The 11,469-nt window shown below is 66.6% G+C and carries 10 protein-coding genes; 9 read left to right on the top strand and 1 reads right to left on the bottom strand.

Annotated features, from left to right (window positions below; all coding sequences use genetic code 11):
• The first annotated feature begins 55 nt into the window (after positions 1-55).
• From ACSQ1W_RS21340 to ACSQ1W_RS21320, 5 genes are all read left to right on the top strand, one after another.
• Positions 56-1,282, top strand: a complete 1,227-nt coding sequence (locus ACSQ1W_RS21340) for a dipeptidase (protein WP_436046375.1) — start codon at positions 56-58, stop codon at positions 1,280-1,282.
• A gap of 72 nt (positions 1,283-1,354) precedes the next feature.
• On the top strand, positions 1,355-2,200 hold the full coding sequence (locus ACSQ1W_RS21335; protein WP_436046373.1) for a metal-dependent hydrolase: 846 nt from the start codon (positions 1,355-1,357) through the stop codon (positions 2,198-2,200).
• Positions 2,201-2,393: 193 nt separating this feature from the next.
• Positions 2,394-3,272: an RNA polymerase sigma factor RpoH gene (gene rpoH / locus ACSQ1W_RS21330; RefSeq protein ID WP_192274421.1), complete on the top strand. Its 879-nt coding sequence runs from the start codon at positions 2,394-2,396 to the stop codon at positions 3,270-3,272.
• 135 nt (positions 3,273-3,407) lie between these two features.
• Complete coding sequence (locus tag ACSQ1W_RS21325) at positions 3,408-4,835, top strand: hypothetical protein (protein ID WP_436046371.1); 1,428 nt, start codon at positions 3,408-3,410, stop codon at positions 4,833-4,835.
• A 44-nt stretch (positions 4,836-4,879) separates the two neighbouring features.
• On the top strand, positions 4,880-5,383 hold the full coding sequence (locus ACSQ1W_RS21320) for a DUF1203 domain-containing protein (RefSeq protein WP_436046369.1): 504 nt from the start codon (positions 4,880-4,882) through the stop codon (positions 5,381-5,383).
• On the opposite strand, the gene ACSQ1W_RS21315 is transcribed toward ACSQ1W_RS21320, so the two are convergent.
• Positions 5,356-6,633, bottom strand: a complete 1,278-nt coding sequence (locus ACSQ1W_RS21315; protein ID WP_436046367.1) for an NAD(P)/FAD-dependent oxidoreductase — start codon at positions 6,631-6,633, stop codon at positions 5,356-5,358. The two genes, ACSQ1W_RS21320 and ACSQ1W_RS21315, sit on opposite strands and share 28 nt — an antisense overlap.
• A gap of 170 nt (positions 6,634-6,803) precedes the next feature.
• Here ACSQ1W_RS21315 and ACSQ1W_RS21310 point away from each other — a divergent pair, with 170 nt between their 5' ends.
• From ACSQ1W_RS21310 to ACSQ1W_RS21295, 4 genes are all read left to right on the top strand, one after another.
• Positions 6,804-7,469 carry a response regulator gene (locus ACSQ1W_RS21310; RefSeq protein WP_436046365.1) on the top strand — a complete coding sequence of 222 codons (666 nt, stop codon included), beginning with the start codon at positions 6,804-6,806 and terminating at the stop codon, positions 7,467-7,469.
• A 44-nt stretch (positions 7,470-7,513) separates the two neighbouring features.
• Positions 7,514-9,304: an ATP-binding protein gene (locus ACSQ1W_RS21305; protein WP_436046363.1), complete on the top strand. Its 1,791-nt coding sequence runs from the start codon at positions 7,514-7,516 to the stop codon at positions 9,302-9,304.
• A 149-nt stretch (positions 9,305-9,453) separates the two neighbouring features.
• Positions 9,454-11,277, top strand: coding sequence for a YadA-like family protein (locus tag ACSQ1W_RS21300; RefSeq protein ID WP_436046361.1), 1,824 nt, complete (start codon positions 9,454-9,456; stop codon positions 11,275-11,277).
• A gap of 17 nt (positions 11,278-11,294) precedes the next feature.
• Positions 11,295-11,462 (top strand): hypothetical protein, encoded by a 168-nt coding sequence (locus tag ACSQ1W_RS21295; RefSeq protein WP_436046359.1) that lies wholly within the window; start codon positions 11,295-11,297, stop codon positions 11,460-11,462.
• The last annotated feature ends 7 nt before the right edge of the window (positions 11,463-11,469 follow it).

Below are 11,469 nucleotides of genomic sequence, written 5' to 3'. Positions count from 1 at the left end.
TTCTTGCACGCGTTTCGCCAACAATCGGATTTCATCTCACCGAGGGGGCGGATGCATGACGTTGTATCGGATAGCGTTGGTCAGTGCGCTGGCAATGATCTGCTTCGATAGTGCTGCAGCGGAAGACGCGTCCAGCGAGGCGCGCCGTGTCCATGAGGATGCGCTGGTATTGGATACCCATCTGGATACGCCGGCCAACTTCCGTCGGCCTGGCTGGAGCATCGCCGACAACCATCAGCACGAAGGCGATCTGTCGCAAGTTGACCTTCCGCGGATGAAGGCCGGTGGACTCGACGGCGGATTCTGGGTCATCTATACGCCGCAGGGCGCCCGGGACGATGCCGGGAAGCGGGTGGCGCGCGACCATGGACTGGATCGCCTGGTGAGCATCCACGAAATGCTCGCAGCCCAGTCCGGCGAGATGGAACTTGCGCTCACCGCAGACGATGCGGAACGCATCGCGGCGGCGGGCAAGCGTGTGTCCTTCATCAGCATGGAGAATGCGGCGCCGTTGGCGAAGGATCCCAGCCTGCTTACTGCTTACCACCGGCTTGGCCTGCGAATGCTGGGTATCACGCATGTGCGCAACAACGATTTCGGCGACTCGTCGACGGATCCAGCGGGAGCGGAATGGAATGGCTTGAGTCCCGCGGGTCGGGCGCTCGTACAGGAGGCCAATCGCTTGGGCATCGTGCTGGATGCATCGCACGCCAGCGATGCGGTGTTCGATCAGCTGCTCGCCTTGTCGCGAGCTCCGATCGTGCTCTCGCATACGAGTGCGGATGCCCTGTACGACCATCCGCGGAACATCGATGACGCCCGGCTTCGCCAGCTCGCGGCGAAAGGTGGCGTCATCCACGTCAATGCGTACGGTGGCTACCTGATCAACATCCCGAAGATCCGCGAGCGCGAGACAGCCATGGATGCACTCGGCGAGAAGTACGGACCCGAGAGCCGGCTCGCGGTGGATCGTGTTCCGTCTTATCTGGCGGAACGGAGGGCGATCGAGGAGCGCTATCCGGTCAAGCGGGCGACCTTCGACAACTACATGGCGCACGTGCTTCACATCCTGAAGGTGGCCGGCGTGGATCATGTCGGCATCGGTGCTGACTGGGACGGTGGCGGCGGCGTGGCAGGGCTGGAAGACGTCAGCGCGTTGCCCAGGATCACCGAAGAGCTGCTGGCGGCTGGTTACACGGAGCAGGATGTGCGGAAGATATGGAGTGGCAATCTCTTGCGCGTCATCAGGGAGACGCAGGCGATCGCTTCGTCAGACGGCTGAAGCCGTCCGCGTTGTGGCGGAATGCGGCGCGAGGAGAGACGTTCGGACGGGTGACCCTAAGAGGGAGGCATCATGGAAGAGTCGATCACTGCCAGGCGATTCACCGCCGCGTTTCCCCGTGACATTCCCCGGCACTGGTTGCCGGAGAATGAAGTCGTTTCGTCGCTGCTCAACGCCTACACCATCTTGGTGCCGGCCAATGAAGCCTTCTATATCCGCACGCTCAACGCCTGCTTACCGGAGTTGCGAAGTGACGTCCTGCGCCAGCGCTGCCAGGCGTTCATCCGCCAGGAAGCGCAGCATGGCGTTGCGCACAAGCGTTACTGGGAGAATCTGGATGCGCAGGGCTACGCGTATCGGGGTATAGAACGCACGGTCGACCGGGGCATCTTCCGTGTGATGGATCGTATCGCACCGCTGTGGTTGCGCGTGTCGCTGGTGAGTTGCGTCGAACACATCAATGCCTTCCTCGGCTACGAGTTCCTGACGCAATCCATCCTTGCGGATGCCGATCCGCGCGTGCGCGACCTGATGGAGTGGCACTTCGCCGAGGAGATAGAGCACCGGGCGGTGGCGTTCGACCTGCTTCAGGCGGTCTCGCCCCGCTATCCCGTACGGGTACTGGGAGCGGTGATGACCATCTCGCTCTTTTATCTGCTGCTCATGGGACTGGCCGCGTCGCTGCTGGTGCAGGATCGCCGGCTGTTGCGGTTGGCCACGTGGCGCCAGCTGACGCACCATTTCGGCGCCGGGCACGGAATGGGCCGCCGGACACTGCGGCATTTGACGGACTACCTGCGCCCCAGCTTCCATCCTTCCCGTCTGGCGGCGGACGCCGATGCCATGGCCGCCACGGTGCTGCAGCGGCAGGCGACGGCCGAGCCGCCTTCCGTCATGCCGATGCCGCCGCGGACCTGAACGAAAGCCCATTCTCCCCCTACCCGTCGGACCTCAGGGGATGGCAACGGCGGACAATAATGTCTGCAAGCCGTTGATTGCAAAGGTGGCTGCGCACGGACTGGATCAACGGCGGTTCGTTGCATCGCTGGAACAATACGGAACTTCCGGCACGGTTAGCAGTCGAACCCCCCGACTGCTAACATCCATGCCCATGAGCCAGAACACCCCCACTACCGCCCTGGTCACCAACAACCTGCCGATCCCCAGCGCCCTGGGTTCGCTCGACGCCTACATCAGCGCCGTGCACCAGATTCCGGTGCTGACGGTGGAAGACGAGCGCGCGCTCGCCAACCGTTACCGCGAGGAAGAAGACCTCGACGCTGCCCGCGAGCTGGTGCATTCGCACCTGCGTTTCGTCGTGCATGTGGCGCGTGGCTACAATGGCTACGGCCTGCCGCTCGGCGACCTGATCCAGGAAGGCAACATCGGCCTGATGAAGGCGGTGAAGCGCTTCGATCCCGACATGGGCGTGCGCCTGGTCAGCTTCGCGGTGCACTGGATCCGTGCCGAAATGCACGAGTTCATCCTGAAGAACTGGCGCATCGTGAAGGTCGCCACGACCAAGGCGCAGCGCAAGCTGTTCTTCAACCTGCGCAAGTCGAAGACGCGCCTGGGCTGGATGAACGCTGAAGAAGTCAGCGTCATCGCGAAGGACCTCAACGTGTCCGAACGCGAAGTGCTGGAAATGGAAGCGCGCCTGTCCGGTCGCGACATCGGTTTCGATGCGCCGTCGGACGAGGACGAGGAGCACGCACCGCCGTCGCCGGCGAGCTATCTGGTCGCGCGCGACGAGGATCCGTCGCAGGCCTACGAGCGTGCGGACAGCGAAGACAACCAGATGGAGCTGCTGCGCGAAGGCCTGGCGAATCTGGATGAGCGCTCGCGCGACATCATCAAGCGTCGCTGGCTGGATGGAGAGAGCAAGGTGACGCTGCAGGAACTCGCCGACGAGTACGGTATTTCCGCCGAGCGCGTCCGCCAGGTCGAAGCCAACGCGCTGAAGAAGATGAAGGCGTTGTTCGCCGCCTGATCTTCCTTGTTCGTGGTGTGATGTCGAAGAGGCCCGCGATGGGGCCTCTTCGCTTTTGTGGCGCGCTCGTCGGTGGATGTGCTCCACTACGCCGCGACCCGCCAACGGCGGCATGACAACCAGAAGGAGCAGGGCATGATGGGGTGGGGCAACAAGCGGCGGACGCTGTTCTCGTGGGGGCTGGTGATGGCGTGCGGCCTGACGATGTCGAGCGGCATGGCCGCAGCGGGCTTGGCCGATGACGGCAACACGAAACCCACCCCGGCACAGGAGGGCGTCCGGTTCTCCATCGATCGCGAAGAATACGATGCACAAGCCCGCGCGGCGATGCAGGTGGATCCGGTGGTCGCTGCGCACCTGGGGGCGATCCGCAAAGTCGCGCTCGACGACGCGGCGAGCATGGACGAGCCCGGTCCGGACGTGCTGGTGTTCGATGTCGAAGGCAGTCGCGGCAAAGGACGCGTCACCGCGCGCTTCATCACCGTCAGCGCCACGCAGGAGGCGCTGGGGCCGGGCATGCTGGTCATGGCCGATGGCACCCGCCACGAGATCGAAGGCGATGCCGACGCGCTGGCCGCGGAAGGCGAGGGTCACGGTCACGACGATGAGGAAGACGTCGAAGCCGGCGCCGGCCTCTTCATTCGCCAGGCACAGGAGGCGGCGCAGCGCTATCCGCTGATCCGCCAGCACATCGGCCAGATCGCCGCTTTCGAGCTCGACAGCGATGCCACCGGTGCTGCGCCCGGCATGAACACGTTCGTGTTCGACGTCGCCGGCGACAAGGGCCGCGGCCGCCTCGAGGCCGATTTCATCACCGTCAGCGCCGACACCGAGCGACTCGGCAAGGGCGTGCTGACGCTGGCCAATGGACGCAAGCTGTCGTTCGAAGGCGAGCCTCGCGGCGGAGACGAGCCGGAGGACGGCATCGATGCCACCGACCTGTTCGCAGGCGACAACATCTTCACCCGGCAGGCGCGCGTCGCCGTGCAGCGCTACCCGTTGGTACAACAGCACATCGGTACGTTGAGCGCGTTCGACATGGACGTGCTGGGAACCGGTGAAGCCGAGGGCGCGGACGAGTTCGTCTTCACGCTGGTCGGCGACAAGGGCCGCGGTCGCATCCTTGCCGAGTTCATCACGGTGGATGCCGATACCGAGCGGCTGGGCAAGGGCGTGCTGACGCTGGCGGACGGCCGCGAGTTCGCGTTCGAAGGCGAGCCCCCGATGGAAGGCGAACTCGCGGCGCCACGCACCGATGCGGACCGCGGCGAGGCGCCTGAGACCTTCGCGCGCCAGGACGGAATCTTCGTGCTGCAGGCCAATGCGGCGATGCAGGCGCACCCGGTCGTGCAGCGCCATATCGGTGACATCCGCGAAGCGGCGTTCGACCGCGATGCCTCATGGGCCGCGGAAGGCGAGCGCTATGTCTTCGATCTGAAGGGCAGCAAGGGCGCCGGTCGACTCGAAGCCGAGTTCATCACCGTCGATGCCGACAACGAGCGCATTGGCGAAGGCGAACTCGTGATGGCGGACGGCAAGCGGTATCCGCTGGGCGGGAAGTGAGCCGCGCAAGATCCGGATAGCGTCGCCCACCCGGCGGCACGAACATGGCATCCCGTCTCCGTGAGCGTGATGCCATGTCGTTCGTGATCCGTGGGCTCTCGCCCGAACCCTTCCAGCCGCTGTTCGCCCTCGACGATGCTGCACTGGCCGCACGCAACATCCGTTGCGTCGTTGCCGATGCCGACCGCGGTTTCCCTTGTCGCGTCACGCTGCAGGATGCACGGCAGGGCGAAACCCTACTGCTGCTTCCGTTCCTGCACCACGATGTCTCCGGTCCCTACCGTGCGAGTGGTCCGATCTACGTGCGCGAAGTCGCACTCAGCGGCGGTGTGGCCGAGTTCCGTGACGAGCTGCCGCCATCGTTCCCGCGCCGGTTGCTGTCACTACGCGCCTATGACGCGGATGGGCTGATGCGCGATGCCGACGTGGTGGAAGGGATCGATGCGATCCCACACCTGCAACGCCTGCTCGACCTGCCGGGCGTCGCCTATCTGCATGTGCACAATGCGCGCCCCGGCTGCTACGCCTGCCGCGTCGATCCGGCCTGATCCTCATCCTTGCCCAGGATGATCCGCGCGCCGCGCTGGTAGCTCCAGTACGCCCAGAACCAGTTCAGCAGCACGACCACGCGGTTGCGGAAGCCGATCAGGAAGAACACGTGCGCGGTCAGCCAGAACCACCATGCCAGCAGGCCCGAGAATTTCAGCCGGCCGAAATCCACCACCGCCGCCATGCGGCCGATCGTGGCGAGGTTGCCGTAGTCCTGATAGCGGAAAGCGCCGGGTAACGCGCCACCGGAGAGCCGTGCGCGCAGCACCTGTGCCACATGCCGGCCCATCTGCTTGGCTGCCGGCGCCACACCGGGGACGGGCCGTCCATCCGAGGTCACCGCCGCCAGGTCACCGGCGACGAAGATGTCCGGATGCGCCGGCACGCTGAGGTCCGGCTGCACCTGCACGCGTCCCGCGCGATCCAGCGGCGCGCCGAGCGAACCTGCGAGCGGCGATGCTGCCACGCCGGCGGCCCACACCACGGTCTTCGCCGGCACGAAGGTCTCACCCAACTGATAACCCTCGTCGGTGATGTCGCTGACCGGCGTACCGGTGACGACTTCCACACCCAGTTTCTCGAGTTGCTGGCGGGCCTTGTCCGACAGTGCTTCGGGGAACGAAGCCAGCACGCGCGGACCGGCTTCGACCAGCCGCACGCGCGCCTGTGAGGGATCGATGCGGCGGAACTCGTTCTTCAGCGTGTGGCGTGCGATCTCCGCCAGCGTGCCCGCCAGTTCGACGCCGGTCGGCCCACCGCCGACGATGGCGAAGCTGAGCCATGCCGCGCGCTTGGCGGGGTCGGTTTCGGCCTCCGCGCGTTCGAACGCGAGCAGCAGGTGCCGGCGTAGCTGCAACGCGTCGTCGAGTGTCTTGAGCCCCGGTGCGTGCTGCGCCCATTCGTCGTGGCCAAAGTAGGCGTGCGTCGCACCGGTCGCCAGTAGCAGGGTATCGAACGCGATCGTCGTGCCGTCGGCGAGCACGACCTGCTTGTCGTGCGGGGCGATGGATGCCACCTCGGCCAACCGTACTTCCACGTTGTCCTGCTTGCGCAGGATGTGGCGCAACGGAGCGGCGATGTCAGGCGCGGACAGGCCGGCGGTCGCCACCTGGTACAGCAGCGGCTGGAACAGGTGGTGGTTGTGCCGGTCGATCAGGGTGACGCGTACCGGCGCCGACGCCAGGGCGCGCGTGGCCCAGAGACCGGCGAAACCCCCGCCGACAATGACGAAATGGTGTGCTGCCTGCATGCCGTTTCCCGCGGCCACGGGCTGCGTGGCGCCTGAAGGGGATTGTCGCATGTGCGAGACGGAGCCTGGCGCGTGCGCGCTCCGGGCGAACGTTCCCGCGTTTACGCCACCGGGTAGCTGCGGAATGAGTGCAACGCTAAACTGAAGTGGTCATCGTCTGTTGGGTACGCATGGATACGCAGCCGATCGCACTGTCGGATGTGCTGATCGTGGAAGACAACCTTCATGCCGGACGGCGCCTGCAACAACTGGTGGCGACACTGGCCGACGACGCGCGCATCGACGTCGTCGAGACGCTCGACGCGGCGCGCACGCGACTGCAGGCGAACGCGTACACGCTGGCACTCGTCGACATGTGCCTGCCAGACGGCGACGGCCATGCGCTGATCGGCTGGATGCGCACGCATTGCCCCGACCTTGCCGCTGTCATCGTGTCCTCGTTCGCGGAAGAGGAAAGCGTGCTGGCCGCGCTGCGCGCGGGCGCCGTGGGCTATCTCCTCAAGGAGCGTGATGACGAAGAGCTGCTGATGTCGCTGAAGAGCCTGCAGCGCGGGGGCGCACCGATCGATCCGTCCATCGCGCGTCGCATCCTGGCCCTGCTGTCTGCGAGCGACGATGCCGTGGTGCCCCCGTCCGCTGTGCCGCTGCTGTCGCCGCGCGAGCAGGAGATCGTGCAGCTGGTGGCGCAGGGATTCACCAATCGCGAGATTGCAGAGCTGGTGGCGTTGTCGCGGCTGACCATCGAAAGCCACGTCAAGAACATCTACCGCAAGCTGGCCGTCGGGTCGCGGACCGAAGCGGTATACGAGGCTCGCGCAAGGGGACTGCTGAAGTGAGGCGGCTCCTCCGGTGCATTCTCGTCCTGCTGGCGATGCTCGCCATGCTGCCTGTGCAGGCGCAGGAGGTGACACGGATCGAACAGGCGGAGGCCGTTCGGTCGGACTGGTCGGCACAAGCGCCTCCCACGCAGGGCTGGGTGCCGGTCGAACTGCGCGACCTGTGGGAGAAGCGCTGGCCCGACCATGATGGTGTGGTGTGGTACCGCGTACGCTGGGAGCAGACGGATGCGTCACAGCCTGTCGGGCTGTTGCTCGACTACACCTGCCTGGCCGCAGCGGTCTCCCTCAATGGCCAGCCGATCGACCGGGACGCGTCGCTGGTGGAGCCGCTGTCGCGCAAGTGGCATGTACCCCGCTACTACACGGTGCCGCCGGCGCTGCTGCGCGAAGGACAGAACGAACTGCTCGTGCGGGTGTCCGGCCTGGCCGCTTACCAGCCCGCGTTCGGCACCGTCAGCGTGGGCGGTCCCGTCGCGTTGCGCGGGGAGTACGAGCGGGAGCGTTTCGCGCGGCGCGACATGCAGATATTCGACGCGGCCGTGGGGTTGGTGCTGGCGGCGATGATCGGCATCTTCTGGCTGCTGCGTCCGCAGGACACGCTGTACGGTTGGTACGCGCTGAGCGCGGTCTTCGGTAGGTTGTACGACTGGAATTTCATCGCCGGCAGCCCGTGGCCGTTCCGCACGACGGATGGCTGGCAGGCGTTCATCGCGGCAGTCTTCGTGGCGTCCGCCGCGACCCATACGATCTTCCTGCTGCGGTTCTCCGAGCGACGATGGCCGCGCTTCGAGCGTGGGCTGCTGGCGCTGGCGAGCGCGGCCGTGGTGCTGGCGTTGCTGTTCCCGCAGTGGATGGGGCCGCTGCGCAATCTATATGTGACCCCGACCATCCTGTTCCTGTACGTGATCAGCGTCGTGTTCGTGGTCTTCGCGCTGCGCAGCGGCCGACGCGACTACCAGGTGCTCGCGGCCTGCATCAGTGTGCCGTTGCTGGTGTCGCTGCATGACCTTGGGGTGTACATGGGTTGGTACGGCGGTGTGAGCTACCTGGGATCGTTCACCTCGCCGGTCATGCTGCTGGGCATGGGGTTCGTTCTGGCCTATCGCTTCGCGCAGACCATGAAGCGGGTGGAAGGCTTCAACGCCGAGCTGCAGCGCGAGGTGCAGGCCGCCACCACGACGCTGGCCGACACGCTCAACCAGCAGCACGCGCTGGCGTTGGCGCACAGCCGCGCGGGCGAGCGCCTGCAACTGGTACGCGATCTGCACGACGGTTTTGGCGGCACGCTGGTGGGCGCCATCACCCGGTTGCAGCAGGCGCCGGACGACACGCCGACGGCTGAGGTCGTCGACCTGCTGAAGGACATGCGCGACGACCTGCGCCTGGTGATCGATACCACGGCGCAGGAGCAGGCCGACCTGGCTACGCTGATCGCCCCGTTGCGCCATCGTGCCAGTCGCTTGCTGGAAGCCGCGGACATCGATGCGCATTGGCAGGTGGATGGGCTGGAGGGCCTTCAATTGGGCCCTGGCCGCAGCCTGGACCTGTTGCGGTTGCTGCAGGAAGCGCTGACGAATGTGTTCAAGCACAGCCGTGCGGCGCGCGTGGACGTCCAGCTGCAGCGAGCCGGCGGTCGCCTGACGCTGCGCGTGCGCGACGATGGCATCGGCATGGAGGGGGCGGCATTTGCACCCGCACAGGGGCGTGTGGGCGGGGCCGGCCTGGCCAGCATGCGTCACCGTGCCCAGCGGCTGGGAGGGGAGCTGCACATTGCGGGCGCTTCCGACGGTAAAGGCACCACCTTGGAGCTGGATCTGCCGCTGGCTGCCTGAGCGCGGTCCCGATGGTGGTGCCATCGCGCCCTACCTGATTTCAGGGATACCCCTGGCGGAACACGACACCTACCGTGTGCGCCATCGTCGCCGGTGGGTGGCCGCGCCGTGGGTGTGGCGGCCGGCGGCATGCCACAGGGGGCATCGCCATGCGCACGTATCGCCGCAACACCCATGCTGTCCGTCACTTCATGCTGCCGCTCGTTGCGGGTGGCAGCCTGCTTCTACTGACGATGTCGGCTGACGCCCAAGTGGTCGGTGGTACCGCACCGACGCAGCCGTGCAGCCAGAATACGGCCAGCGGCGGCATGGCATGCATGCCGGGTAGCACGGTGGGTGCGAATGGCAGCAACGGTCCGGCTAGTCCTGGCTGGTCGTCCTCACCCGGCGGTCCGGGCAACGAAACCGGCAACGTCGCCATAGGCGAAAACAGCGGTGCAGGCAATGGCGGTCAGGGTGCGAACGGCACTGCCGGCGGCACGGGAGGCGCGGGCGGCGCGGGTGGTGCGGGGAACCTGGCGCTTGGCGCGCACAGTAGCGCAGGCAATGGCGGTGCGGCAGGTAACGGTTACGCAGGGGGCACCGGCGGCGCAGGCGGGGTGGGCGGCAACAACAACATCGCCATCGGCAACGGCAGCAGTGCCGGCACAGGTGGACAGGGCGCGGAAGGGTGCTGCGGCTTCTCAGGCGCCTCCGGTTCCGCCGGCACCCACAACAACATCGCGCTTGGCACCGGCGCATCGGCCAATGGTGGCGGCTCGGTCGCGTTGGGCTACAACAGCAACGACGGGGGCCGGGCGAACGTGGTGTCGGTCGGCTCGTCGGGCCAAGAGCGCCAGGTCACCAACGTCGCGGCCGGTACCGCGGCCACCGATGCGGTCAACGTCGGTCAGCTGAATGCCGTGGCAGACACGGCCGATGCGGCGCAGGATGCGGCAGACGATGCGCAGGCGACGGCCGATGCGGCACTGGATGCCGCAGGTGTTGCACAGACGACCGCCGATGCGGCACTGGACGCGTCAGGTAATGCACAGGCGACGGCCGACACGGCACTTTCCACCGCGAACACCGCCCAGGCGACGGCGGATGCGGCATTGGATGCCGCGGGCAACGCCGTAACGACGGCGAATGGATACACCGACACGCGCGAGGCCGCTGTGCGCGACGACATGGCAGCCGGCGACGCGGCGACGCTGGCGACAGCGAACGGTTACACCGATACCCGCGAAGCAGCGGTGCGCAATGACATGGCGGCGGGCGATGCGGCGACGCTAGCGACGGCGAATGGCTACACCGATACGCGCGAAGCAGCGGTGCGCAACGACATGGCCGCAGGCGATGCAGCGACGCTGGCGACAGCGAACGGTTACACCGATACCCGCGAAGCAGCGGTGCGCAATGACATGGCGGCGGGCGATGCGGCGACGCTGGCGACGGCAAATGGCTACACCGACACGCGCGAAGCAGCGGTGCGCGTCGACATGGCCGCCGGCAACGCCGTCACGCTGGCGACCGCCAATGGCTATACCGACACCCGCGAAGCGGCCGTGCGCAACGACATGACCGCAGGTGATGCGGCCACGCTGGCCACGGCGCAGGACTACGCCGACGCTGGCGACGCCACCACGCTGGCCTCCGCCAACGCCTACACCGATGCGCGCTTCACTGAGCTGACGGGATTGAGCGACGACTTCAACGCCTTCCGCGGCGACGTGGACCGTCGCATCAGCCACCTGGACCGCCGTATCGACACGATGGCGGCCATGAGTGGTGCCTATGCGGGCATGGCGATGAATACCGCCGGCCTGGCAGGCAAGAACCGCGTCGGCGTGGGCATCGGCGCGCAGGGCGGCGAGCAGGCGATGGCGGTGGGCTACCAGCGCGTGATCGGCAACCGTGCCAGCGTGTCGCTGGGCGCGGCCTTCGGTGGCGGCGAGAAGAGTGTGTCGGCAGGCGCCGGCTTCAGCTGGTGATGCGCGGAGCCTTTACGGTGTCGAGAATCCGATCTGCGAGAAAGCCCGCCGGCAAGGGGGTCTTCCTGTTCGCGCTGCTCCTGCTGCTGGCATGGCTGTGTGCCCTGCCATGGATCCTGGTCGACAGCGACGTACCGCTGACGGCGCCGCCGCTCCTGCTGGTGGACCCGGCGCCGCCGCAGTAGCGGATGG

This window comes from Pseudoxanthomonas sp. LjRoot143 (genome assembly GCF_964252945.1).
In the GTDB taxonomy this organism is placed as follows: domain Bacteria; phylum Pseudomonadota; class Gammaproteobacteria; order Xanthomonadales; family Xanthomonadaceae; genus Pseudoxanthomonas_A.
Note: the sequence above shows the minus strand (reverse complement) of the source record. Positions and strands in the feature narration are given on the sequence as shown.

Coding starts and splice junctions, on each gene's coding strand:
- ACSQ1W_RS21300 (WP_436046361.1), top strand. CDS start 9,454: ATGCGCACGTATCGCCGCAACACCCATGCTGTCCGTCACTTCATGCTG.
- rpoH (WP_192274421.1), top strand. CDS start 2,394: ATGAGCCAGAACACCCCCACTACCGCCCTGGTCACCAACAACCTGCCG.
- ACSQ1W_RS21340 (WP_436046375.1), top strand. CDS start 56: ATGACGTTGTATCGGATAGCGTTGGTCAGTGCGCTGGCAATGATCTGC.
- ACSQ1W_RS21325 (WP_436046371.1), top strand. CDS start 3,408: ATGATGGGGTGGGGCAACAAGCGGCGGACGCTGTTCTCGTGGGGGCTG.
- ACSQ1W_RS21305 (WP_436046363.1), top strand. CDS start 7,514: ATGCTGCCTGTGCAGGCGCAGGAGGTGACACGGATCGAACAGGCGGAG.
- ACSQ1W_RS21335 (WP_436046373.1), top strand. CDS start 1,355: ATGGAAGAGTCGATCACTGCCAGGCGATTCACCGCCGCGTTTCCCCGT.
- ACSQ1W_RS21310 (WP_436046365.1), top strand. CDS start 6,804: ATGGATACGCAGCCGATCGCACTGTCGGATGTGCTGATCGTGGAAGAC.
- ACSQ1W_RS21320 (WP_436046369.1), top strand. CDS start 4,880: ATGGCATCCCGTCTCCGTGAGCGTGATGCCATGTCGTTCGTGATCCGT.
- ACSQ1W_RS21315 (WP_436046367.1), bottom strand. CDS start 6,633: ATGCAGGCAGCACACCATTTCGTCATTGTCGGCGGGGGTTTCGCCGGT.